Here is a 24,859-nt window from a genome sequence, read left to right as displayed (position 1 = left end):
CCTGAGCTCAGGCTGAGTCGGCAGGTACCTCGCGACGGGCCGACCACGCCAGCGCGGCACAGAAGCCGGCCAGGGCGAGGCCCGCGAGCGCGAAGGCCGTGGGTGAGTACGACGTCCCCGGGAGCGGCTGGAACGACGGCAGATAACAAACGGTCGTCGTCGCGGCCGCGAGGAGTACCCAGCCGACCGCGAACCGGGGGAGTGCGGCTCGCAGGCCGACCACTGACGCCACCAGCAGCAGGATCGGCATGACGTAGGAACCGACATGGACCGTGGTCCGCGAAGCGTCGTTGCCGAAGAGGAGCAGGCCCCAGACGACGATGCTCACTGCCGACGTGCCCAGGCAGATCCCGGCGAAGCGGCGCCGGGCGGGATCGCCGCGGCGACGGATCGCGGCACCGAGGAGGGCGAGGGGGCCGATCGCGAGCAGGCCCAGCGACGGAAGCAGGTCGAAGAACGCGATATGCCGCCGGTCCTGAACCCACTCGGCCGGGGTCTGAGAAGCCCGGACGAGGTCCGGCAGGTCCTTCCAGCCGGTGATGGTCGCGATGTTCTCGGCCTTGTTCTCCAGCGCGCCCTCCAGTCCGATCTCGGCATAACTGTCGCGGACCGCCTCGGGGGTGTCCCGTGCGTCGATGTCGATCTGCCCGGCGAACATCCATTTGCCCAGCCGGTTGGCCGGCGGCTCGTCGTATGCCTGGTAGAGCGACCACGGCACCATCAGCAATAGCCCGGCCGCCACGCCGCCGGCGAGGAAGCGCACGCTCGGGAGACCGCGCACCAGGGCCACGACGGCGATCCCGATCAGGCCGAAAGCCGTCGAGCCGTGCCCGAGCATGGCGACCGCGACCAGCGCGCCGAGCAGGGCGCCGAGGCGCCAGCTCCGCCGGGTCTCCTGCCACAGGGGAGTGAGGACCAGCGCCGCGGCCGCGAGAGCCAGACCAGCCGGCAGCAGCTTGGGCCAGACGAAGAAGCCGTTCACGAACACGAGATCGCTCAACAGCACGGCGAGGGTCACGAGGGAGCGGGTCACGGCGTCGAGGCGGGCGGCCAGCAGGAGGGCCCACAGCCCGACGACCCACAGCTGCTGCAGCAGCACTCCGAGCACCTGATAGTGGAGCGCGGTGTCGGTCCACTCGAACGGCCGCTCCGCAAGCACGTAGCCCAGCTGCAACGGCGGTCGGTCGCTTGCCAGCCAGTCAGCGAAGAGCGGAGGGGTGCCGGTGTGACCGTGGGCGTAGAACCAGTCCGCGAAGTAGTACGGAATCGCATTGTCGGCCGGCAGCGGGTGCGAGAACCGCGTCGCGGCCATGGTGATCGGGTCGGCGGTGCCGCCGTGAGCGAAGCCGATCATCAGTAGGAACGCCGCGGCGAGGACCCAGAGCAGCAGCGGGGTGGCGAGTACCCGCAGGGCGCGGCGTCTCACCCCGGCGTCGCGGGCGAGGACGCCCAGCAGGAGCGCCGATCCGCCGAGGACGGCCCAGCTGTAGGTGCGGCCAACCTCAGGCGCGGAGTAGTAGGCCCAGAAGCCGATCAGTCCATGCAGACCGCTGACGAGCAGTGCGACGCACAGCACCGTTGGTGCCGCGAGTCCGCGGCGAACCGCCGCCATCGCGCCCGCGCACATCGGCAGTCCGGTGAGCGCGACCTGACCGGCCAGGACGAGCAGTACCTCGGTCAACCGAGCATCCTCCGGCATTCCTCGGGGGTGACCTGAAGTGCCCACACCGTCGGCGAGCCGTCGTACATGATGCGGAGATCGACGTTCTCCGCCGGCGACGCGGCGCAGGACTCGAGTTCCGCGCGCCAGTCGAGGGTTTGCGACCGCTGGAGCTCGGGACGGGAGAAACCGGTGCCGAGCGTGATCAGGGACAGTGCCACGAGGACGATGGCGGTGCGGCGCAGCGGCTCCACACGACTCTGCGACCACAGGTAGACCAGCAGCCAGGCGAAGAGGGTGTAGGGGTGGAAGTAGTAGCGGCCCGCGGCGAGCAGCGGCTCGCTCGCCATGGGGGCCGGTACCTGCGAGATCGCCGCCAAGATCACCGCGGCCAGTGCCAGATAGGCCGCCGACCACTCTCGTCGGGCGCGGACGTGGGTGTAGGTCGCCCAGGCGACGAACCCGGCGAAGAGGAGGCCCACGAACAGGCTCCAGGCGCGGTCGGCGTACATGCCGCTCGCTGTCCACCGGCTGACGTAGAAGCCGCCCGAGCGGATGGTGCCCTCGGTCAGGTTGCCGAGTGTCAGTCCACCGGCGAGCGAGCTCCCGCGGTCCGACGTGGCCACCGCGACGACCTGAACGACGGCACCGACGCCGAGGACCGCGGCGCTGACCAACAGCACGCGGCCGCGCTCGCGCAGCCAGGCCAGCGCGAAGATCAGCACCATCGCGCAGCCGGCGGGCGAGCTGAGGGCGGCCACGGCCAGGAGGGGGATGCGCAATGCCCACAGCGGACGGGTCCAGCCCAGCACGACGAGCGGCCACAGGCCCGCCCACCAGAAGCTGTACAGCAGGACGCCGAAGACCTCGGGGTCGCTCGGCACCAGGACCAGGAGGATCGCGAACAGCGAACGGATCCGCAGGTCACCCCACCGTGAGTCGGGGATGACGAGCGCCGCCACCGTGACGAGGAAGACGATCGTCGCGAACGCGTACTCGATCACAGGCATACCTGCGGGCGAGATCTCCGCGGCGATGGTGATCAGGAAGGTGCTCGGGAAGGCGAAGTAGCCCTGGAGCGGCTCGAACGCGGCCGACCAGCCGTGATCGAGCCACGAACGCAGGACGAAGGACTCCTCGCACCAGATGTAGGGGTGCAGGAGCTGTCCGGGCCGGCGCAGCACCCACACCATCAGGCAGAACACGATGGTGAAGGGGGCCAGGCCGGCCCTGGAGAGGGTCCCGCGGACCCGGTCCTCCCACCGGTCCCACCACCCCGTCTCCACGGGGGAGTCCGGGGTCGACGTCACTACAGACGTCCGTCGGCGACGGCCTGCGCCACCCACGGGATGACCTCATCGAGCATCGTGTCGAGGCTGGTGGCGCACTCGAAGCCCAGCACGTCCTTGGCCTTCTGCACGTCGGGGACGCGCTTCTGGACGTCGTACTCGTAGGCCGGGTCGCTCACGATCGTCAGCGGGGCGTCGCCCTTGATCTTGCGCCAGATGACCTCGGCCAGCTCACGCACGCTGGTCGACTGAGGCGTCGAGATGTTGAAGTCGTTGTTGTGGGCCGCGTCCTGGCTCATGCACTCGACGATGCCCTTGGCCAGGTCGCCGCCGTAGGTGTAGTGGCGGATCTGGTTGCCCTCGCCCAGGATGTGCAGCGGGTCCTGCCCCTTGACGATCTTCTGCACGATGTCCGGGACGACGTGGCTCATAGCGAGCTTGACGTTGCCCGAGTCGACCTCGACGTCACCGAGGGCGCGGCCCTCGCCGATGCCGACACAGTTGAACGGGCGCACGATCGTGTAGGGCAGGCCGTACTGGTCCCAGGCCGCCTTCGCGAAGTACTCCACCGCCAGCTTCTGGAAGCCGTACGACGACAGCGGCGGCGGGATCTTGCGTTCGTCGCCCTCCTTGGACGGCCAGTGCTCGGTCGACTCGAAGACCATCGAGCTCGACATGTAGGTGACCTTCTTGAGCTTGCCGTGCTTGAACGCCTCGATGGCGGCGTCGCAGCTCGCGGCCATGATCCGCTCGTTCTGCGCCAACAGGTCGTAGGCGTAAGCGTGGAAGTACGAGATGCCGCCGATGAGCGCGGCACCAGCGATGAAGTGATCGCAGTCGGCGAGCAGCTTCGTCATCACATCGACGTTGCGGGCGTCGTCCTCATAGAAGTGGTAGTTCGGGTGGTTGTCGTAGGACTTCTCGACCTTGCCGTACTTCGAGTAGTTGTCGATGCCGACCACGGTGTAGCCGCGGTTGAGCAGTTCCTCGACGACATAGCCGCCGATGAAGCCGGCGGAACCGGAGACGAGGACCTTCTCGTTGCCAGACATGGGTGTTTCCGATCTCTTTTGGGACTTGCTAGGGCTTCTCGTTGAGCGCGGCGATGCGCCGGGCGTTGACTTCCAGCTCGGCCGGCGACAGCTGCGGACCGAACGCGAAGCGATACCAACGCAGGTACTTGGGGATCCAGGCCTGCATCTGGAAGTTGGACTCCCCGAGGTCGCGGTCCAACCAGATGGTGGGGATCTCGGCGACAGGGCGGCGCAGCCGACGAGCTTTGGCGGTGAGCTCGAGCCCGATCTCGAAGCCGCTGCGGCTGTGGATCCCGACCTCCTGGACGAACTCGGTCGAGTAGGCCTTGAAGCTGTTGGTGGCGTCCCGGGTCCCGACTCGGCCGAGCATGCCCAGGGACATGCCGGCCAGCCGAGACAGGGTGCCCTTGAGGAGCGGGCCGCCGACCTGCTGCCCACCGGGGCTGTAGCGGGAGGCGGCCGCCACCACGACACCGCGGTGGACCAGGCGTGCCAGTGTGTCGATCTGGCGCGGGTCGTCGCTGCCGTCGGCCATCGTGACCACGACGACGGGGTTCGTCACCTGGTCGATGCCGAACCGGATGGCGTGCGCCGGTCCTCGGCCGTAGGTGCTGACGACCGTGCGGACCTGGGGGTGGGCCTGCGCGAAGGCCTCGACCACGGGAACGGTGGTGTCCTCGTCGAAGTCGACGACCACGAGCACCTCGAAGTCCGATTCGACCGAGTCGACGATGCGCTCGAGGACCGGCAGGATGCCCTCGCCCTCGTTGTAGGCGGGGATGACGACCGAGACAGCGAGGCTCACACGGTGCTCCCGTTGCCGAGGAAGTTCCAGACGTCGACGACCGGCTTGTCGGTGACCAGGTCGGCGTACGTCTTGTGGGGCGCGGCGAGGATCAGGACGTCGCACTCCGCGAGAACCCGCTCGAGCGGGACCAGGCTGTCGTCGACGGTGACGTACGGGTCGGTGGTCAGCACGCCCTTCGCTCGGAACTCGAGGATCCGCTTGAGCTTGTAGGACAGGCTGGACCGGATGTCGTCGCTCTCGCCCTTGAACGCCATACCGAGGATGCCCACCGTCAGCTCGGAGAGGTCGTGCTTCTTCTCCAGGTGGGACACCAGGTAGAGCGGCAGGCCCTCGTTGACAAGCATCGCCGAGTGCCCGAGGACGAATGAGTTGTCGGTGAAGGCGGCCAGCTGCATGGTGTCCTTGAACAGGCAGGGGCCAGCGGCGAGGCCGGCACCCGGCATGTCGGCCGCGCGCGGGTAGTCGCGTGCCAGGGCCTTGCGGATCCGGTCGAAGTCCAGACCATGGTCGTTGGCCATCATGTAGAACTGATTGGCCGCTGCGAACTTGATGTAGCGCCAGGTGTTGGTGAAGAGCTTGGCGAGCTCGGCCTCCTCCGGCTCGAGTTCCACGATGCTGTCGGTCAGGTGGCCGAACAGCAGCGCGGCGCGGTCGCGGATCTCCTGGGTGCGGCCGGACACGATCTGGGGGAGCGTGAAGAGTTCCTCCATGGCCTTGCCCTCAGCGATTCGCTCGGGGCAGAACGCGACGTCGAGCTGGACGCCGTGCTGCGCGAACATGCGCTCCACACCTTGCGTCACGCCCGGATAGACGGTGCTGCGGAGCACGAGCAGTTGGCCGTCGCGGAAGTGGTGGGTCGTCTCCGCCAGCGCCTTGGTCACGGCATGCGGGTTGGGGTTGAGGTGCTCGTCGACCGGCGTACCGATCACCACGACGACGGCATCCGCCTCGGAGATGATGCTCGCGTCGGTGGTCACCGTGAGGCGACCGGCCTCCAGAATGCGCTGCAGCACCTCCTCGGCGCCGTTCTCCTGGAAGGGGAGGGCGCCGCTCTCGACGATCTTGACAGCCTCCGCGTTGACGTCGAAGATCCCGACATCCAGACCACGGTCGGCGAAGCCGATCGCCAGTGGCAGGCCCACGTGCCCACACCCGCCGACGACGACGACGTCGTACCTGCTTCTGTCGGCGTGCTCGTGCTGGGTGCTCATCTGTCTCGATCCTCCGTGGTTGTGGCGTGGCGCGCCGGGATGTTATCGCGTCACACCGGCAACAGCGGTATGCGCGCCGGTGCCTTCACTGGTCATCGACGGTGTAGAGCCAGTAACGGAGACCGTCCCACTGGACCTCCCGGTCGAGCTCGAGACACGCCGCATCGAGCGGGATGGACGACGCGACATGACGCAGCCGCGGCTCCAGGTCGGCCACCGCGCACGGAGAGCCGCTCATGATGATCTGGTCGATGGTCGGGTTCTGCCAGGAGATGCTCGGGGCGTCCGTCCAGACGAAGCGGACATAGGTGCCGCCGCGGTTCCACGTGTCCTCGTGCGCCCCGCCGGGGTCGAGCACCCGCCAGGCCGCGTCGTTCGGCCCGAGCTGCTGGCGGGCAGACAACGCCGGCGTGGCCGTGGCGAACATGAGCGCGTCGAAGCTGGGCGTGTCGCTCGCCCAGAGCTCGTCGTCGGCGCGCGCGTCTCGTCCGGCGTCGATCATCACCGTCGCCGCGCGGCTGCCGCGAAGGTCGCCGAGCCCGATCTGGATCGGGTTGACGAAGACACCCACGAGGACGGCGGCGAGACCGAGGGCGGACATCGCCGCCGGGTGCCGGGGCCACCGTACGACCACGAAGATGACGAGGGCGGTCACCACCGCGCTGATCCAGATCATCCACGGCCTCAGGTCGGGGAGACCGTTGTCATGCCACGACCAGCCGGCGAGTGCGGTCACCACGCCCGCCCCACCCCCCGCGGAGAGCGCCAGCCACCGGCCGCCCTCGCGCACCTGCGACATGAGGAGACAGAAGGCGACGATTGCCAGGAATCCACTGACATTGGCCGCGCGGATCGCGGGCACCAGGTTGAGCAGGGGGAGGTGCTCGCCGACGGAGCCGAAGTCGATGCTGCACCACGACAGCCACACGAGCGTGGCGACCATCCAGACCAGCCAGGCGGCGCGGACGCCGGGCGCCTCGCTGGGTGTGGACGGCTCGACCGACGCGCCCGGTCGGCGGCGTCGGGTCCCGAGCCAGACCAGGACCGCGACGAGGAAGAGGACCACGAAGGAGGAGCTCGCCTCTGTCGCGTTGGTGTCGACGGCAGTCCCCTGGACCTTCTCGAGGAAGCCGAGCACTGGTGCACCGAAGACCTTGCCGAAGGTCTGCGCCTCACCGGTTGAGACCCGCTGACCCGGATAGACGGTGCCGAGGGTGCTGCGCAGGGCGGTGAGGTTCTCCAGCATCGTCAGTGCCGTCAGGGCGCCGGACAGAACCCCCGTGACACCGATCGCCACGAGCTTGGTCCGCAGGGGGCCACCTTGCCGGAGCATGAAGACCACCGTGGCGATCAGCACCGGGAAGCCGAGCACGATCGCGAACGGCTGATAGTACGACGGGAACCGGGCGATGAGGATCGCCGCCAGTACCAGCTGGCCGAATCCCCGCGCGCGACGGCCGTGCTCGAGATCGCGCCACCCGCCGAGCAGCAGAGCCGCTCCCGCGAACATGAACCCGAGGGTGTTGATCGGCCGGCCCGACCACCAGGCGTTCGCCGGGGAGAAGAAGATCAGGACCGTGGCGAGGACGCCCCAGCGTCGCGAGCCGGTCAGCTGCCGGAACCACGCGGGAAGTCCTAGAGCGAGCAGGAGTGCGGGGAGCCACCAGCGCCCGGCGAAGAGCATGTCGTCGGGGAGCCAGGGACCGAGCATCGCGACGGTACCGTCGAAGAAGACGATGGCCGAGACCGGCCCGCTGGGCAGTTGGGTCAAGAAGTTCGGCTCGACGCTCAGCGGGTTGTCGATGCCCCGCCCACCGGCGGTGATCCACCCGAGGTTGATCGTCGTCTCGGTCATGAACTCGTCGGCGCGAACGGACTGCGGCTGGCCGATGGTGCCGTCGGCTGGCCGCTCGGCGTCGACCCGGAAGGCGCCGAGGCTCGAGGTGGTGGTCCCCAGGAGGCAGAGCAGGACGAACGCGGCCACAGGGACCAGGACCGGTAGGAGCGCCTGGAGTCGACGCCTCCGGTCCTGGGGCGAGGTCACCGCGCGTTCGGCGTCGAGGCAGCCCCGACGGCGTTCGGAGGTGGCATCGACAGGTAGACCAGACGCATGTTCTCGTCCTTGGTGCGTTTGAGCGCACCGAGGGTCTGACCGAGGAAGAACGTCATGAAGGCGAGGATCTCGATCGCCGAGGCGAGGATCGCGGTCGGGAACCGGGGCACGGTCTGGGTGCGCAGGAACTCGAGGACGATGGGGATGCCCAGCCCGATGCCCAGGAGAGCCAGCGCGCCGGCGATCAGGCTGTGGAACAGCACGGGACGCTCGTATCGCGTGAGGTGGAGGATCAGGCGCAGGATCTTGAAGCCGTCGTGGTAGGTCCGCAGCTTGCTCTCGCCGCCCTCGGGACGATCGGTGAAGCCGACGGCCACTTCGGTCTGCGGGACCCGCAGCGTCGCGGCGTGGATGGTCAGCTCCGTCTCCGTCTCGAACTCCCGGGACACGGCAGGGAACGACTTGACGAACCGCCGGCTGAAGACGCGGTAGCCGCTGAGCATGTCGCTGACCTCGACGGCGAATATTCTCCCGACGACGAGGTTGAAGAGGCGGTTCCCCGTCTCGTGACCAGGACGGTAGGCACTTTCGCTGATCTGCTGGCGGACGCCGAGCACATGGTCGTAGGGGCCGCCCATCAACGTCGCGATGAGATCAGGGGCGGCGCTGGCGTCGTAGGTCCCGTCGCCGTCGATCATCAGGTACACGTCGGCCTCGACGTCGGCGAATGCCCGGCGGACGACGTTGCCTTTGCCCTTGGCGTGCTCGTAGCGGACGATCGCGCCCGCGGCGCGCGCAATCTCGTCGGTGCCGTCCGTGCTGTTGTTGTCGTAGACGTAGACGCCGATGCCCGGGACGGCCGTGCGCAGGTCCATGACGACCTGCTCGATGGCGATCGCCTCGTTGTGACACGGGACGATGGCCGCGATCCGGAGGTCGCGGGTGGGGATGTCGACGGCCTGGATATCGGTGTCGAGGCGCTCCCCGCCGACGAACTCTGGCATGGGCCCGGAGTGTACAGGCGCGCGGCCTCATCCCGACGTCGGCGAGCGACGGCCCGACCGGTGGCCGTACGCCCCGTCACGTGCCTGCCCGCCTGACCTATCCTCGCGGCATGTCTATCGAGAGCCGGCCGCGGCGGGAGACGAAGCGCGAGACGAAGCGCGAGACGAAGCGCGAGATGGGGGCTGAGGCGCAGCGCGCCGCGATGGCCGACCGCCGCGCCCACTTCCTCACTTACCACGACTTCTCGCGCGGGCACGGGCTGGAGATAGGGCCGCTGGATGCAGGGATCGCCGACGCGGAGCTGCATGACGTGAGCTATGTCGACGTCTTCGACACGGTCGGCACCCGTGAGCACTACGACGCGGACGTCAACGTCATCCTCGATCTCATCCCCGAGATCGATTTCCCACTCTATGCAGGCGGCCGGTTCCGGACGCTGCCCGAGGCGACCGCGGCGGGTGCGCCGTTCGACTGGGTGATCGCCTCGCACGTGATCGAGCACGTCCCCGACGTGATCGGCTGGCTGCAGCAGATCGCTGAGGTCACCCGCGACGACGCGCGCCTCCTCCTCGCCGTGCCGGACCGGCGCTACTGCTTCGACCGGCACCGGCCGCCCACGACCACCGGGCAGGCACTGGAGGCGCACGAGCAGGAGGCGACCCGCCCCGGCAGCCGGGCGGTCTACGACTTCTTCCGGACCGCCGTCAACGTCCAAGTCGGCGCGCTCTGGCGCGGCGAGCGCCCCCCGGGGCGTGAAGCCCGGATGCACGACCTTCCGACGACGATGGCGAACCTTGAGCGTGCTCGCTCGGGCGAGTACGTCGATTGTCACGTCTGGACGTTCACGCCGCAGTCCTTTCTCGAGCAGGTCAAGGAGTGGCGGGAGCTCGGGCTGACCGAGTGGTACGTCGAGAGAGTGGACGAGGTGCCCCGGAGCGTTGAGTTCCACGCGGTCCTGCGCCGCGCGCGCCGCGGTCAGGCCGGCGGCCCGGCCCTCGACGGTGAGCCGGAACTCGCATCCGACCTGCCGGACTGGCTGGACGCCGAGCACGAGCTCCGCGCCCAGGTCCAAGAGTTGCAGGCGCGGATGCGGCGGCTGCGCAAGAGGAACAAGGAGCTGGCCCGGCGGCTCCAGCATGTCGACGTCCCCGTGACGACCCGGATCCGTCGCGGCGTGCTCCGCCGGGTTCGGGCGGTGCGGCCTACGGGCTCAGCGTGATGGCCGCGTGACGGCGGGCCGAGTCAGAGCAGGTCGTCGAGGCGACCCGCCGCGCCCGACGGAACGTAGGCCTGGGCGACCTCACCGGTGCCGATGATGCGTAGCTCGCCGTCGCTGTCGCCCGCGTAGGCCGCATCGCCTCGGCGCAGGTGGAGCATCTCGTCGCGGGCGTTGAGGACCGCCACCTCACCGCCGGTGCACACCAGCAGGCGTGGCCCGCGGTGGGGGAGGACCGCCCCGGCCGGGTCGGCCTGGGAGCTCTGGGTCACCGAGAGCGCGAACTCGCGGGTGGGGCTGAACACGTCGGTCGACGTACCGAAGAGCTGGGGGGTGACCCGGGCGACCCGGGACATTCCCTCCTCCAGGCAGGAGACCAGGCCCGCGGGGTCGACGTGCTTCGAGGTCAGGCCGGCGCGCAGCACGTTGTCGGAGGACACCATCACCTCCAGGCACATGCCACTGAGGTGGGCATGGATGATGCCGGTGCCCAGGTACGCCGCCTCGCCGGGCTGCAGCGTCAGTCGGTTGAGCAGCAGCGACACGATCACCCCGACGTCGCCGGGGTGGTGGGCCTCGATCTCGACGGCCGTCGCATAGGCCCGCTTGATGTCGATGCCCTCGGCCAGCGCCGCGCGGCACTGCTCCACGATCTCCGTGACCGCGTCGGCCGCCGGCGGCGCGGCCAGCAGGCCCTCGACCAGACGGACGATGCCGGCGAAACCCGGGTTCTCCCGCAGCTGCTTCGTCAGCGCCTTCGCGGTGGGGTGACCCAGCGGCATCAGGACCCGCAGGATCTCGGCCGTCGGCCGGAAGCCGACGAGCGTGTCGAACGTGGAGAGGGCGTAGACCATCTCGGGCTTCGGGTACGGGTCCTTGAACACCCGCGTGGGGGAGCCCATCGGGATGCCGCGCGCTTCCTCGGCCTCGAACCCGGCTCGTGCCTGAGCGGCGTTGGGATGGGCCTGGATCGAGAGCGGTCGGCTCGCGGCGAGGACCTTGAGCATGAAGTCCAGCTGGCCGGCGGTGTCGGTCAGGGGGCGCCGCTCACCCTGCTCGTCGACGAACTGGGCCGTGCCGAGGGGGTGGGTGCCGACCCACACCTCAGCCACCGGGTCGCCGTTCGGCTGCCGACGCTGGAACCCGGGGATGGCCTCAGCAGATCCCCAGTCGTAGGACTGGGTCGGGCAATCGAGCGTGAGCAAGGGAGCCTCCGAGGGTTCCGGTCGGTTGCGTCGGACGAGGCGAGATTAGGGCACCGGGCGTCACCGGCGTCGCCATTCCGGGAGTGCCAGGCGGGAGTGCCAGGCCGAAGACCGGGCGGGGTGGGGTGCTCCGGGTGCCGGCTGCCCGGCATGCCGGGTGGACTCGGTAACCTCCCCGAGTGAGTCGTCAGCAGCCCGAACAGCAGGCACCGCCGGTCCAGCGGATCCGGATCCGGTACGCCAAGCGCGGCCGGCTGCGCTTCACCAGCCACCGCGACGTCAGCCGCGCCATCGAGCGCGCGGTCGTCCGGGCGGGCATCCCGATGGCCTACTCCTCCGGGTTCCATCCTCATCCGCGGATCTCCTACGCCGGCGCCTCGCCGACCGGAGCGGCCAGCGAGTCGGAGTACGTCGAGCTCGGGCTGGCGGAGGTCCGGGAGCCGGCCGCGGTGGGTGAGGCGCTGGACGCCGTACTTCCCGACGGGCTCGACGTCGTGACCGCCGTCGATGCCGCCCTGACCACGGCCGGGTCCCTGTCCGACCTGCTGACGGCCAGCCACTGGGTGATCGATCTCGGCGACACGTCCGACGGGCGGGCGGAGGAGGCGGTCGCGCGCTTCCTGGCGACCGACTCGGTCACGGTCGAGCGGATGACGAAGAAGGGCATGCGGGCCTTCGACTGCCGGGCGGCGGTCGTGCGACTCGCCGTGACCGCGGACGGCGACCTGGACCTGCTCCTGGAGCACACCGTGCCGGCCGTGCGCCCCGACGACGTGCTCACCGGGCTGCGCGAGGCCAGCGGCCTCGAGGTGTCCGCGACCGGGCTGCTGACCCGGGTCGCGCAGGGCGTCCTCGACCGGGGGACCGGCGTGATCGGTGATCCGCTCGCGCCTCGCTGAACGCCTGTCGGCGACCCGCTGACGGCTCAGGGATGACGACCGGGTGACGACCGTGTGCGATACTCGCCACAGATCTACCTCCGCGCGCGTTCCACAGGACAGCGTGCGGTGAGATCGACGACGTTCTCGCCGGTCGGCAGGTGACTGACCGCCCGGCACGGTGGAGACGGACCACCGCCCGACGCGACGCGCACGGCGACCGCGGCAGGCGAGGGGCCCGCCTCCGGCGACGCAAGACCGCGGAGGGTGTCGTCCCACGAAGGCTTGTGGCGCCGCTTCACGCGTGCGCCGACGACACCCCGGGTACGTGAGAGCGGGCTCGGGTGGAGGAGTAGCGCAATGACCGACGCGCCCACCGACAGCTCGACCGAGAAGCCGGCCCAGACCCCGGCGGACACTCCGGCCGAGGCATCCGCGCCCGCGGAGAAGGCCGGGAAGACCACGGCCAAGAAGGCCGCCGCGAAGAAGACCACGGCCAAGAAGACGGCCGCGAAGAAGACCACGGCCAAGAAGACGGCCGCGAAGAAGACCACGGCCAAGAAGACGGCCGCGAAGAAGACCACGGCCAAGAAGACGGCCGCGAAGAAGACCACCGCGAGGACCAGGGCGAAGGCCGAGGCCGCGCCGACCTCCGAGCAGCTCGAGCTCACCACCGGGCTCGCCGCAGAGGCCGTGGAGGCCGCTCCCGAGACCGCTGCCGCCCCTCCCGCGACCGCCGTGCTCTTCCAGGCGCCCGTCGTGCCCGTCGAGGAGCCGGAGGCCGAGCCGGTCGCCGACGAGGACGAGGACGAGGAGGACGAGGCCGCCGAGGAGCCCACCGCGGAGGAGCCCACCGCGGAGGAGCCCACCGCCGAGGCGCCGGCGGCAGCGGACACCCCTGAGGACACCCCAGGGAACGACGACGCGGACAACGCCGACGACGCCGAGGACGGCGACGAGGACGGTGACGGCGAGGAGGCCGGCTCCGGTTCCGGCAACGCCCGCCGTCGCCGCCGACGCGGTGGCCGTCGCCGCCGCAAGCCGGCGGCCGGTGCCGATGGCGAGGACGCTGAGGGTGCCGAGTCCGCGGACGACACCGCTGGGGAGCGTGCCGACGTCACGGAGGTCGAGACCACGACTGCCGAGGGCGAGGACGCCGAGGACGGCGAGGGCGCCACCGGGTCCGGCGGCTCCCCCTCGTCGCGCCGCCGCCGGCGGCGCCGCCGGACTGGTGAGGGCGGGGACGCGGAGGGCGACGACCCGGAGAACACCGTCACCCGGGTCCGCAAGCCGCGTTCGTCGTCCGACGACGAGATCACGTCCATCTCCGGCTCGACCCGTCTCGAGGCCAAGAAGCAGCGCCGTCGCGAGGGCCGCGAGGCCGGCCGTCGACGTGCTCCGATCGTGAGTGAGGCCGAGTTCCTGGCCCGCCGCGAGTCGGTCGAGCGCGTCATGGCGGTCCGCCAGCGCAAGGACCTCACCCAGATCGCGGTGATCGAGGACAAGGTCCTCGTCGAGCACTACGTCGCGCGCGAGTCGCAGACCTCGCTCATCGGCAACGTCTACCTCGGGCGTGTCCAGAACGTGCTGCCCTCGATGGAGGCCGCGTTCATCGACATCGGCAAGGGACGCAACGCGGTCCTGTACGCCGGCGAGGTCAACTGGAGCGCGCTGGGCCACAAGGACGGCGAGGCCCGCAAGATCGAGTCGGTCCTGCAGTCCGGCCAGACCGTCCTCGTCCAGGTCACCAAGGACCCGATCGGCCACAAGGGCGCCCGGCTCACCAGCCAGGTCAGCCTCGCCGGCCGGTTCCTCGTCTACGTCCCGGACGGCACCACGTCCGGCATCTCCCGCAAGCTGCCCGACACCGAGCGCTCCCGCCTCAAGACCCTCCTCAAGGAGATCGTCCCCGACACCGCGGGCGTGATCGTCCGCACCGCCGCGGAGGGCGCCTCGGAGGACGAGCTGACCCGCGACGTCGAGCGGCTCAAGGCCCGCTGGGAGGACATCGAGGCCAGGGTCGGCAAGGGCAACGCCCCCCAGCTCCTCTACGGCGAGCCGGACCTCACCCTCAAGGTGGTCCGCGACCTGTTCACCGAGGACTTCGCCAAGCTGGTCGTCCAGGGGGACGACGCGTGGGCCATGGTCAAGGAGTACGTCGACCAGGTCGCCCCCGACCTGGCGGAGCGTCTCGAGCGCCACGAGTCGGGCAACAGCGTCCCCGACCTGTTCGCGACCTACCGGATCGACGAGCAGATCGCCAAGGGGCTCGACCGCAAGGTCTGGCTGCCCTCCGGCGGCTCGTTGATCATCGACCGCACCGAGGCGATGACCGTCGTCGACGTCAACACCGGCAAGTTCACCGGCTCGGGTGGCAACCTTGAGGAGACGGTCACCAAGAACAACCTCGAGGCCGCCGAGGAGATCGTCCGCCAGCTCCGGCTGCGCGACATCGGCGGCATCATCGTCGTCGACTTCATCGACATGGTGCTCGAGTCGAACCGCGACCTCGTCCTGCGCCGCCTGGTCGAGTGTCTCGGCCGGGACCGCACCCGCCACCAGGTCGCCGAGGTCACCTCGCTCGGCCTGGTCCAGATGACCCGCAAGCGGATCGGCACCGGCCTGCTCGAGGCGTTCAGCGAGACCTGCACCCACTGCCAGGGCCGCGGCATCGTCGTCCACGACCTCCCGGTCGAGGCCAAGCGCGGGGGAGGCGAGCCCGAGGAGTCCCGCCGCGGCAGCCGCCGCCGCAAGGGCAAGGGCGGCAACCAGACTGAGGCCGAGAGCGCTGCCGAGTCGCCGAAGGCGGTGCCGTCCCCGAAGGACATCGCCGCGATGGCCAAGCCCGCCGGTGACGAGCGCGAGCACGCCGAGGACGACGAGCCCGTCGAGGAGGCGGCCGTCGAGGCGGTCGAGGCCGTCGAGGTCGAGCCCGCCTCGGAGCTGGAGGCCCCCGTGGCACCGGAGCCCGAGATCGTTGCGGAGCCGGAGCCGGAGCCGGAGCCCGAGCCCGAGCCCGAGCCGGAGCCGGAGCCGGAGCCGGAGCCGGCACCCGTGGCCACCACGACCGTGGTGACCCGGACCCGTCGCCGCGCGGCCACCCGCCCTGCCGGTCCGCCGGCCGAGGCTCCCACGGACGGCGTCGCCCCGGCCTCGGAGTCGACGGCTCCGGAGGCCGCAGGCGAGACGGCGGAGGAGCCGCACGTCGAGCACGTCCCGATCAAGCGCAAGGGCGGCTCGCGCAAGCGCTAGTCACCCGCCCGGGCCGTGCCGGGAGCCGTGGTTTTGGCGGAATCCGGCACGGCCCGTAACATTGTTCGTCGGTGCGCCGCCGAGGCGTTCCGTTCTGCTGGCACCCGGCATCGCGCGACGTAGCTCGCGACGTGGGATCCGCAGTGTGCCGTAGACCCAGACGTTGAACCAGAAGGAGCCCGGTGGTGTACGCGATCGTGCGCGCAGGCGCGAAGCAGGAGAAGGTCGCTGTCGGCGACGTCATCGAGATCGACAAGGTCTCCACGCCGGTCGGCGACACCCTGACCCTGCCGGTCGTGCTCGCCGTCGACGGCGACAAGGTGACCGCTACTGGCCTCGACAAGGCGGCCGTGACGGTCGAGGTCCTGGGTGCCACCAAGGGCCCGAAGATCGTCATCCAGAAGTACAAGAACAAGACCGGCTACAAGAAGCGCCAGGGTCACCGCCAGAAGTACACCCAGGTCAAGGTCACCGACATCAAGCTCTGAGCTCCCACCGGGCTCGACACATTCCGAAGGACTGAAACATGGCACACAAGAAGGGCGCGGCGTCCACCAAGAACGGCCGCGACTCCAACGCCCAGCGCCTCGGCGTGAAGCGCTTCGGCGGCCAGCTCGTCAACGCCGGCGAGATCATCGTTCGCCAGCGCGGCACCCACTTCCACCCGGGCTCCGGTGTCGGCCGTGGCAGCGACGACACGCTCTTCGCGCTGGTCGCCGGTGCGGTGGAGTTCGGCCGCAAGCGCGGCCGCAAGGTCGTCAACATCGTCCCGGGCGAGTGAGCTGACGCTCACTCCTGCCTCGGCATCGAAGGGCGTCCCGTTCGGGACGCCCTTCGTCCATTTCTCCTGAAAGACTGAATCCATGGCCGTGCCCACTTTCGTCGACCGCGTGGTCCTCTTCGTGTCCGCAGGTCGCGGTGGCAACGGCGTCGCGTCGGTCCACCGCGAGAAGTTCAAGCCGCTCGGCGGCCCCGACGGTGGCAACGGCGGTCCCGGCGGCTCGGTCATCTTGCGTGTCGACCCCGACGTCACCACCCTGCTCGACTACCACCACAGCCCGCGCCGCAAGGCCGAGCACGGCGGTCACGGTGCCGGCGACCGGCGCAACGGCGCCCACGGAGCCGACCTGGTGCTGCCGGTGCCGGCGGGGACCGTGGTCAAGTACCGCAACGGCGAGGTCGTCGCCGACCTGGTCACGGCCGGCGCCGAGCTGGTCGTGGCGCAGGGCGGTCGCGGCGGGCTCGGCAACGCGTCCCTGGCCTCGAAGTCGCGCAAGGCGCCCGGCTTCGCACTGCTCGGCGAGCCCGGCGACGAGCTCGAGGTCGTGCTCGAGCTCAAGGTGGTCGCCGACGTCGGTCTGGTCGGGTATCCCAGCGCCGGCAAGTCCAGCCTCATCGCCGCCATCTCGCGGGCCCGGCCCAAGATCGCGGACTACCCGTTCACCACCCTCGTCCCGAACCTCGGTGTGGTCACGGCCGGTGAGACCGTGTTCACGGTCGCGGACGTGCCGGGCCTGATCGAGGGGGCCGCGGAGGGCCGAGGCCTGGGACACGACTTCCTGCGCCACATCGAGCGCTGCGCCGCCATCGTGCACGTCCTCGACACAGCGACGCTGGAGCCCGGCCGCAACCCGGTCGACGACCTCGACGTGATCGAGGACGAGCTGCGCAGGTACGGCGGCCTGGACGATCGGCCGCGCCTGGTGGCGCTCAACAAGGTCGATGTGCCCGACGGTCGCGGCATCGCCGAGCTGGTCGTCGAGGAGCTCCGCGAGCGCGGCCTGCGCGTCTTCGAGCTCTCCGCCGTCTCCGGTGAGGGCACCCGTGAGCTGGTCTACGCCATGGCCGAGATCGTCGTGGCGGCCCGGCAGGAGAAGGCGTCGGAGATCCCGGCCCGGATCGTCGTACGGCCCAAGGCGGTGAACGACGACGGCTTCACGGTCACGCGCACCGGCGCCGGCTGGCGGGTGCGCGGCGTGAAGCCGGAGCGCTGGGTTCGGCAGACCGACTTCAGCAACGACGAGGCCGTCGGCTACCTCGCCGACCGGCTCAACCGCCTCGGTGTCGAGGCGAAGCTCCTCGCGCAGGGCGCGGAGGAGGGCGATGCCGTCCTGATCGGGCCCACCGACGACTCGGTGGTCTTCGACTTCAAGCCCGGCATCGACGCGGGGGCGGAGAACCTCTCCCGTCGGGGCGAGGACGACCGCTTCCACGAGCAGCGCCCCGCCGCCGCTCGTCGCCGCGAGATCCACGAGAACCTGGACGACCGCGCCGAGGGCGAGACCCGCGCCGACGTCGCGCGCCGCATCGACCAGCCCGAGGTCTACGGTCCGAGCTCCTACGAGATCGGCTCGGAGGCGGACCCGGACGCCCGGCCGATCCCGGCCGACGACGACGCGTGGCTCGAGGACGACCCCGGTGAGTGAGCGCGACCTGGTGACCGCGGCCCGCCGGATCGTGGTCAAGGTCGGCTCGTCGTCGCTGACCACCGCCTCCGGTGGCATCGACCCGGCGCGGATGAGCGCGCTGGTCGACGTACTCGCCGCGGCGCGGGCGCGCGGTGCCGAGGTGGTGCTGGTCTCCTCCGGCGCGATCGCGGCCGGCCTGGCGCCGCTCGGCCTGCGGAGGCGACCGCGCGGTCTCGCCGCACAGCAGGCCGCCGCGAGCGTCGGCCAGGGGCTGCTCGTGCACCGCTACACCGAGGAGCTGGCCCGCCACGACCTGATCGCGGGGCAGGTGCTGCTGACGCTCGATGACGTGACCCGGCGCTCGCACTATCGCAACGCCCATCAGACCTTCGCCCAACTGCTCGAGCTCGGTGTGATCCCTATCGTCAACGAGAACGACACGGTGGCGACGACCGAGATCCGCTTCGGAGACAACGACCGGCTCGCGGCGCTCGTCGCGCATCTGGTCCACGCCGATCTGCTGGTCCTGCTCTCCGACGTCGACGGCCTGTACGACGGTCCGCCGTCGCGTCCCGGTGCGCGCCTGATCGGCGACGTGCGCGGCTCCGCCGACCTCGACCAGGTGGTCGTCGGCTCGGTCGGTACGGCCGGCCTCGGCACCGGCGGGATGGCGACCAAGGTCGACGCCGCGGCGATCGCGACCGGCTCGGGCATCCCCGTCGTCCTCACCTCCGCCGACCGGGCGGGCGAGGCGCTCGCGGGCGAGCAGGTCGGCACCCTGTTCCATCCCACCGGCAAGCGCCGCCCCACGCGGCTGCTGTGGCTGCGCCACGCCACCGAGCCCAAGGGCGGTCTCGTCCTCGATGCCGGCGCGGTGCGCGCCGTCGTCGAGCGCCGCGCCTCGCTCCTGGCAGCGGGCGTGACCGGGGTCCAGGGCGACTTCAGCGCCGGCGACCCCGTCGACCTGCTCGATCCCGACGGCACCGTCGTGGCCCGCGGCCTGGTCAACTTCGACGCCGCCGAGATCCCGACGTTGCTGGGCCGCTCCTCCAAGGAGCTCAAGCGCGAGCTGGGCGCGGCCTACGAGCGCGAGGTCGTCCACCGCGACGACCTCGTGGTCCTCTGATCCTCTAGTCCCGGCGACCGCTGATCGCCCCGAGGGCGCGCAGCAGGACCGCGTCCGGCACCAGTGCCGACAGACGGTGCACCGCGGCGGGTGCCTCGACCGCCCGCGCGGCGGCCCGGGAGGCCACCACCACGCGTCTCGTCGTACGACGACGCCGGGCCTCGAACGCCGCGAACGCGTCCTCCAGAGAGCCGTCGGCGAGCAGCGACGCGAGGAGTGCGGCGTCCACGAGTGCCTGGCAGCCGCCCTGGCCCAGGTGGGGGCGCATCGGGTGCGCGGCGTCGCCGATCACGACGACCGGTCCGTCGTGCCAGCGCCGGAGCGGCTGACGGTCCATCACGTCGTTGCGGCCGACCGCCTGCGGATCGGTGCCGGCGAGCACCCGCGCGACCGGCTCCGGCCAGCCCCGGAACGCCTCGGCCAGGTGGGCCAGCTCATCGACGGCCGCGCCCTCCGCGGGCTCCCGGACGGTCGCGAACCAGTAGGCGAGTCCGTCGCCGAGGGGCACTACGCCGAACTCCTGCCGCGCGCCCCACAGCTGGACGGCCTCGAGGCCCGGCACCCGGGTCAGGCCGCGCCAGGCCGGATAGCCGGCGTACCGCTCGCCCAGGCCGGGATGGAGGGTCCGCGCGACCTGGGAGCGGTACCCGTCGGCACCGACGAGCGCCCGTGCGTCGAGGGTGCCGTGCGAGGTGCGTACCCGCACCCCGCCGTCGATGCGCTCGTAGGAGTGGACGGCGGAATCGAACGCCACGCGGCCCGGCGCGATCCGAGCGTGCAGGAGCTCGATGAGGGGGCCACGGCGCACCGCGAGCGGCGACTCGCCGAGCGCGGCCGCGGTCCGGGCCGGGTCCAGGGACCGGAGCGTTCGGCCGGTGCGGCTGCGGATCGTGCCCGCGCCGACGGGGTGTCCCGCCGCCCGGACCTCCGTGCCTACGCCGATCCGGTCCAGGGCGGCCAGCGCGGCCGGCCAGAGGGTGATCGCGCCACCCGAGCTCCCCAGCCCGGGCCGCTCGTCCAGCAGCCGGACGCGGAGCGGGGTGCCGGCGTGCGCGAGTCCCGCCGCGAGCGCCAGACCGGAGATCCCGGCCCCCGCGATCACCAGCTCGGGACCGTCGCTCACGCGGCCACGGTAGCGCTGTAACTACCCGTCCTTGCCTCTGCCGTACCGGTCTACGGATCAGGTACGGGCAAGAACAGGTAGTTACAGCGCTCGCCGGACGTGCCGGATGGGCGCGTCGCACGACCGGGTCGTAATCTTGGAGACGCCATGGATGACATTCGGACGGTCTACCTCGACCACGCCGCGACGACGCCGATGACCGACGTCGCGGTGGAGGCGATGACCGCCCACCTGCGCGAGGTCGGCAACGCCAGCTCGCTGCATGCCTCGGGCCGTCGGGCGCGGCGGGTGGTGGAGGAGTCGCGGGAGACCGTGGCGCAGGCCCTGGGCTGCCGTCCGGGCGAGGTGGTCTTCACCTCCGGCGGCACCGAGGCCGACAACCTGGCGGTCAAGGGGCTGTACTGGTCGCGCCGCGACGCCGATCCCCGGCGGACCCGGATCCTGGCGACGGCCGTCGAGCATCACGCGGTGCTCGACGCGCTGGCCTGGCTCGAGGAGCACGAGGGCGCCCAGGTCGAGCTGCTGCCGGTCGACCGGCAGGGCCGCCTCGACGTCGAGGCGCTGCGGGCGGCGGTGGAGCGCGACCCGGTGTCGGTCGCGCTGGTCACCGTGATGTGGGCCAACAACGAGGTCGGCTCCCTCCAGCCCGTCGACCAGGTGGTGGCGGTCGCGCAGTCGCACGCCATCCCCGTCCACACCGACGCCGTCCAGGCGGTCGGCGCGACGCCGGTCGACTTCGCCACCGCCGGCGTGGACGCGCTGTCGCTGTCGGGGCACAAGGTCGGCGGTCCGCTGGGCGTCGGGGCGCTGGTGGTCCGGCGCGAGGTGGAGCTGGCCGCCCTCGTGCACGGCGGCGGTCAGGAGCGTGACGTGCGCAGCGGCACCCTCGACGTACCGGCCATCGCCGGTTTCGCCGGCGCCGTGGAGCTCGCGGTCAAGCAGCAGAGCGAGCATGCCGCTCGGCTGGCGGCGCTCCGTGACGACCTCGTGGCCGCCGTGTGCCGGGCCGTACCGGACGCGGTCCTCAACGGCGACCCCGTCGACCGGCTGCCCGGCAACGCCCACCTGAGCTTCCCCGGCTGCGAGGGCGACTCGCTGCTCATGCTGCTCGACGCCCGCGGCATCGAGTGCTCGACCGGCTCGGCCTGCTCGGCGGGGGTGCCGCAGCCGTCGCACGTCCTGCTCGCGATGGGTCGCACGAGCGACGAGGCACGCAGCTCACTGCGGTTCAGCCTCGGCCACACCAGCACCGCCGCCGACGTCGCGGCGGTGGCCGAGGCGATCGGCCCGTGCGTCGAGCGCGCCCGCGCGGCCCGTGCCTGACCCGGAGGAGGGCCCGCGCGCATGAGGGTCGTCGCCGCCATGTCCGGGGGAGTGGACTCCGCCGTGGCCGCCGCCCGCGCCGCCGAGGCCGGCCATGAGGTCACCGGCATCCACCTCGCGCTGGCGCGCAACCCCCAGTCCTACCGCACCGGCGCCCGCGGCTGCTGCACGATCGAGGATGCCAACGACGCCCGTCGCGCGGCCGACGTGATCGGCATCCCGTTCTACGTGTGGGATCTGTCCGACCGCTTCCACACCGACGTGGTCGAGGACTTCATGGACACCTACGCGGCCGGGCAGACACCGAACCCGTGCCTGCGCTGCAACGAGAAGATCAAGTTCGCCGCCGTCCTCGACAAGGCGCTGGCGCTGGGGTTCGACGCGGTGGCGACGGGTCACTACGCGACCGTGCGCGCGTCGGCCGGGGGCGAGGTGGAGCTGCACCGGGCCGTCGACGCGGCCAAGGACCAGTCGTACGTCCTCGGCGTGCTCGACGAGCAGCAGCTGCGGCACTCGCTGTTCCCGCTCGGCGACACGCCGAAGCCGCAGGTCCGGGCCGAGGCCGCGGCGCGGGGCCTGCTGGTCGCCGACAAGCCGGACAGCCACGACATCTGCTTCGTCGCCGACGGCGACAACACCGGCTGGCTCCGGGAGAAGCTCGGCGACCGCGCCCCCAACCAGGGCGGGGAGATCCGCGACGACGCCACCGGTGAGGTGCTGGGACACCACGAGGGCACCTACGGGTTCACGATCGGTCAGCGCAAGGGTCTGCGGCTCGGCCACCCCGCTCCCGACGGCCGGCCCCGCTACGTCCTCGACATCGAGCCCGTCTCCGGCACCGTCACCGTCGGCCCCCGTGAGCGGCTCGCCGTCGACCGGGTCGAGGGCGACCGGGTCCGCTGGTGCGGGCGACCGCTCGCGCCCGGCACCGTCCTCGACGGTGCCGACGTCACCGTCCAGCTGCGGGCCCACGGCGCGGAGCACCGTGCCGTCGTCCAGGTCGGCGCCGACGACCTGCGCGTCGACCTGCTCGAGCACGCCGACGGGATCGCCCCCGGCCAGGCCGTCGTCGTGTACGACGGCACGCGGGTCGTCGGCTCGGCCACGATCACCTCGACCCGGCGGGTGTCCGCGTGAGGGGCACCGGCGTCGGGTCGTTCCCCGGCACCACCCAGCGCGACTACGACGAGGCGCTCGCGGTCGTGCTCGGCGAGCTCGCCCCCAGCGCGCACGGACTGGCGTTCGTCCCCGAGGTACCGGGGCGCGGCGCGGGCGCCGGGATGACCGGCCGCACGCTCGGCCTGGTCACCGAGCTCGACGCCGACCTGCAGCCCGAGGGCTGGCGGCTCACCGGCACGTCCGGCGCGCCCGCGCTCGACCAGCGTCGCGCCCGGAGCCTGCTCGCCCAGGACCTCGACGCGCTCGAGGAGCAGGCGGTCGGGCACACCGGCCCGTTCAAGGTCCAGGTCACCGGTCCGTGGACCCTCGCGGCCACCGTCGAGCGGCCGCGCGGCGACAAGCTCCTCGCCGATCACGGTGCCCGCCGCGAGCTGGCCCAGGCGCTCGCCGTCGCGGTGACCGAGCACCTCGCCGACCTCCGCCGCCGGCTGCCGTCGGTCACCGAGCTGGTCCTCCAGCTCGACGAGCCGGCCCTGCCGACGATCCTGGTGGGCGGCGTACCGACGGCCTCGGGGTTCGGGAGGCACCGCGCCGTGCACCCGCCGGAGGTGAGCGAGGCGCTGGGCTGGGTGCTCGACGCGGTGTCCGCGGCCGGGGCGGTCCCGTGGGTGCACTGCTGCGCGCCCCAGGTGCCGGTCGGGCTCGTGCGTGGAGCCGGTGCCCGCGGCGTGATGCTCGACCTCGACCTGCTCGACGCCGACGGTCACGACGCCGCGGGCGAGGCGCTGGAGGCCGGTGGGACCGTCGTGCTCGGCGTCGTGCCCACGACCGGCCCGCTGCCCGGGGACAAGGCGCTGGTGGAGCGGGTGCTGCGCTGGCTCGACCTGCTGGGTCTCGATCCCGACCAGGTCGGCGACGGGCTGGTGATCTCCCCGCCCTGCGGGCTGGCCGGAGGCACTCTTGCCGCCGCCCGACGCGCACTCGAGCTCAGCCGGGACGTCGCGAGGTCCGTGGCAGGCTGAGCGGCATGAAGCCCTCGGTCTTCCTGCTCAAGGGCCTGGCCGCGTCGGTCGTCGTGTTCGGAGTGGTCGCGGCCATCGCCGGTCTCGGGCGCTGGATCTCCGGACCGGAGGACGGCCCGGAGGCCGCGGTCGCGCCTGCCACCAAGAAGGCGATCGCGGCCGTCGCGGTCGACGTCCTCGACCTGCGGGTGACGTCGTTCGACGTCAACGGGCACTACGACGTGGCGGACCCGCTCGGCGTGGAGATCCGGTTCCGGCCGCCGGGGGAGGAGGGCGACTCCCACTACCTGTACGTCACGGTCGAGGGGGCCGGTACGCGCGACCTCGCCGGCTGCGGCGAGCACGACGACTGCGCCGAGTGGGCGGACGAGGGCGGCACCTTCTTCCTGTCCTGGCAGGAGGAGGAGCCCGAGGAGGACCCCGGCATCCTCACGCTCGTGTTCGAGACCGCCGACGGTGAGCAGCGCAGCGTGACCTACGCCGGCGAGCTGATCGAGGGCGACCCCCGCGAGCAGCAGGACCTGCCGTTGAGCGTCGAGGGCGACCTGGTGCGGCTGCTGACCGACGACCGGCTCTCGGCGACGACGACGCGGGAGATGGTCGACGCCGACCTGCCGAAGTGGCCCCAGGACGACACCCGAGGCGACCCGGTCCCGACCACGCCCGCGGCGGTCGCGCAGTGGATGGTGCAGGACGGGGTCACCGACCCGACGGGCGGTGGGCGGCCGGCCGACACGAAGGCGTACGGCGAGGGCGCTGTGGGTGCCGAGCTGACCTCGCCGGACCGCACGGTCACCGTGGTGCTGGTTCCCCGGGACAGCCCGTCCGTGCCGGCGTGCGGCGCGGAGTGGCACTGCGAGACGAAGCGTGGTGTCGTCCGCGGGTGGCAGCCGGGTACGGCGATCGCGATCCGTCGTACCGACGACGCGGTCATGCTCGCCACCGTGCGCTCGCCGCGGATCGCGGCGCTGCCGCGCAACAGCCGCCTCGGGTCGCCGGGCGCCGACTACGAGGCGCTCGCCGACGGCTACGGCGCGGACAACCTGGTCACGACGCGGGAGTTCGCCGAGGGCGTCGACCTGTCGTGGTTCGAGGGCTGAGGCCTCGGCGCGCGGCCCGCCGCCCCG

20 protein-coding genes are annotated in these 24,859 nt (G+C 71.4%); 11 read left to right on the top strand and 9 right to left on the bottom strand.

Annotated features, from left to right (window positions below; translation table 11 throughout):
• Positions 1–7 precede the first annotated feature (7 nt).
• The 7 genes from KVF89_RS09035 to KVF89_RS09005 all read right to left on the bottom strand — a co-directional run bounded on the left by KVF89_RS09035 (position 8) and on the right by KVF89_RS09005 (position 9,059).
• Positions 8–1,681, bottom strand: coding sequence for a hypothetical protein (locus KVF89_RS09035; protein ID WP_257425021.1), 1,674 nt, complete (start codon positions 1,679–1,681; stop codon positions 8–10).
• Positions 1,678–2,970 (bottom strand): hypothetical protein, encoded by a 1,293-nt coding sequence (locus tag KVF89_RS09030; RefSeq protein ID WP_257425020.1) that lies wholly within the window; start codon positions 2,968–2,970, stop codon positions 1,678–1,680. The genes KVF89_RS09035 and KVF89_RS09030 overlap by 4 nt, the downstream gene beginning before the upstream one ends.
• Positions 2,970–4,001: an NAD-dependent epimerase/dehydratase family protein gene (locus KVF89_RS09025; RefSeq protein ID WP_257425019.1), complete on the bottom strand. Its 1,032-nt coding sequence runs from the start codon at positions 3,999–4,001 to the stop codon at positions 2,970–2,972. Before KVF89_RS09025 ends, KVF89_RS09030 begins: the two co-directional genes overlap by 1 nt.
• A gap of 28 nt (positions 4,002–4,029) precedes the next feature.
• A complete protein-coding gene (locus tag KVF89_RS09020; RefSeq protein WP_257425016.1) occupies positions 4,030–4,788 on the bottom strand; it encodes a glycosyltransferase family 2 protein in 759 nt (252 codons plus the stop codon).
• Entirely contained in the window at positions 4,785–6,002 is a 1,218-nt protein-coding gene (locus tag KVF89_RS09015; protein WP_257425015.1) for a nucleotide sugar dehydrogenase, read from the bottom strand. The genes KVF89_RS09020 and KVF89_RS09015 overlap by 4 nt, the downstream gene beginning before the upstream one ends.
• Positions 6,003–6,087: 85 nt before the next feature.
• Entirely contained in the window at positions 6,088–7,986 is a 1,899-nt protein-coding gene (locus KVF89_RS09010) for a DUF7657 domain-containing protein (RefSeq protein WP_257425013.1), read from the bottom strand.
• Positions 7,987–8,042: 56 nt separating this feature from the next.
• Positions 8,043–9,059 carry a glycosyltransferase gene (locus tag KVF89_RS09005; RefSeq protein ID WP_257425012.1) on the bottom strand — a complete coding sequence of 339 codons (1,017 nt, stop codon included), beginning with the start codon at positions 9,057–9,059 and terminating at the stop codon, positions 8,043–8,045.
• A gap of 110 nt (positions 9,060–9,169) precedes the next feature.
• On the opposite strand from KVF89_RS09005, the gene KVF89_RS09000 reads away from it, so the two are divergent.
• Positions 9,170–10,279, top strand: a complete 1,110-nt coding sequence (locus tag KVF89_RS09000) for a class I SAM-dependent methyltransferase (protein WP_257425011.1) — start codon at positions 9,170–9,172, stop codon at positions 10,277–10,279.
• 23 nt (positions 10,280–10,302) lie between these two features.
• Here KVF89_RS09000 and manA read toward each other — a convergent pair whose 3' ends face one another.
• Positions 10,303–11,481 (bottom strand): mannose-6-phosphate isomerase, class I, encoded by a 1,179-nt coding sequence (manA, locus tag KVF89_RS08995; protein WP_257425010.1) that lies wholly within the window; start codon positions 11,479–11,481, stop codon positions 10,303–10,305.
• Positions 11,482–11,660: 179 nt separating this feature from the next.
• On the opposite strand from manA, the gene KVF89_RS08990 reads away from it, so the two are divergent.
• From KVF89_RS08990 to proB, 6 genes are all read left to right on the top strand, one after another.
• Positions 11,661–12,380 carry a TIGR03936 family radical SAM-associated protein gene (locus KVF89_RS08990; protein WP_257425009.1) on the top strand — a complete coding sequence of 240 codons (720 nt, stop codon included), beginning with the start codon at positions 11,661–11,663 and terminating at the stop codon, positions 12,378–12,380.
• A gap of 339 nt (positions 12,381–12,719) precedes the next feature.
• Positions 12,720–15,611 (top strand): Rne/Rng family ribonuclease, encoded by a 2,892-nt coding sequence (locus tag KVF89_RS08985; RefSeq protein WP_257425008.1) that lies wholly within the window; start codon positions 12,720–12,722, stop codon positions 15,609–15,611.
• 185 nt (positions 15,612–15,796) lie between these two features.
• The gene (rplU, locus tag KVF89_RS08980) at positions 15,797–16,099 is read left to right on the top strand and encodes a 50S ribosomal protein L21 (RefSeq protein ID WP_203045220.1); all 303 of its coding nucleotides are present in this window, start codon (positions 15,797–15,799) and stop codon (positions 16,097–16,099) included.
• A gap of 38 nt (positions 16,100–16,137) precedes the next feature.
• Positions 16,138–16,392, top strand: coding sequence for a 50S ribosomal protein L27 (gene rpmA, locus KVF89_RS08975; protein WP_257425006.1), 255 nt, complete (start codon positions 16,138–16,140; stop codon positions 16,390–16,392).
• A gap of 82 nt (positions 16,393–16,474) precedes the next feature.
• The gene (gene obgE / locus KVF89_RS08970; protein WP_257425004.1) at positions 16,475–18,037 is read left to right on the top strand and encodes a GTPase ObgE; all 1,563 of its coding nucleotides are present in this window, start codon (positions 16,475–16,477) and stop codon (positions 18,035–18,037) included.
• Entirely contained in the window at positions 18,030–19,145 is a 1,116-nt protein-coding gene (proB, locus tag KVF89_RS08965) for a glutamate 5-kinase (protein ID WP_257425003.1), read from the top strand. The genes obgE and proB overlap by 8 nt, the downstream gene beginning before the upstream one ends.
• 4 nt (positions 19,146–19,149) lie before the next feature.
• On the opposite strand, the gene KVF89_RS08960 is transcribed toward proB, so the two are convergent.
• A complete protein-coding gene (locus KVF89_RS08960; protein WP_257425002.1) occupies positions 19,150–20,268 on the bottom strand; it encodes an FAD-dependent monooxygenase in 1,119 nt (372 codons plus the stop codon).
• Between the two features lie 147 nt (positions 20,269–20,415).
• Here KVF89_RS08960 and KVF89_RS08955 point away from each other — a divergent pair, with 147 nt between their 5' ends.
• Genes KVF89_RS08955 through KVF89_RS08940 form a run of 4 tightly spaced genes read left to right on the top strand, consistent with a single transcriptional unit; the run spans position 20,416 to position 24,832 of the window.
• Positions 20,416–21,591 carry a cysteine desulfurase family protein gene (locus tag KVF89_RS08955; RefSeq protein ID WP_257425001.1) on the top strand — a complete coding sequence of 392 codons (1,176 nt, stop codon included), beginning with the start codon at positions 20,416–20,418 and terminating at the stop codon, positions 21,589–21,591.
• Between the two features lie 21 nt (positions 21,592–21,612).
• Positions 21,613–22,728, top strand: coding sequence for a tRNA 2-thiouridine(34) synthase MnmA (gene mnmA / locus KVF89_RS08950; RefSeq protein ID WP_257425000.1), 1,116 nt, complete (start codon positions 21,613–21,615; stop codon positions 22,726–22,728).
• Positions 22,725–23,732, top strand: a complete 1,008-nt coding sequence (locus tag KVF89_RS08945; protein ID WP_257424999.1) for a uroporphyrinogen decarboxylase/cobalamine-independent methonine synthase family protein — start codon at positions 22,725–22,727, stop codon at positions 23,730–23,732. Before mnmA ends, KVF89_RS08945 begins: the two co-directional genes overlap by 4 nt.
• A 5-nt stretch (positions 23,733–23,737) precedes the next feature.
• A complete protein-coding gene (locus KVF89_RS08940; RefSeq protein WP_257424998.1) occupies positions 23,738–24,832 on the top strand; it encodes a hypothetical protein in 1,095 nt (364 codons plus the stop codon).
• Positions 24,833–24,859 lie beyond the last annotated feature (27 nt).

The sequence above is a fragment of the Nocardioides carbamazepini genome, assembly GCF_024614185.1.
Classification (GTDB): domain Bacteria; phylum Actinomycetota; class Actinomycetes; order Propionibacteriales; family Nocardioidaceae; genus Nocardioides; species Nocardioides carbamazepini.
The sequence above is the reverse complement of the archived record's forward strand: the minus strand, read 5'-3'. Positions and strand labels throughout refer to the sequence as shown.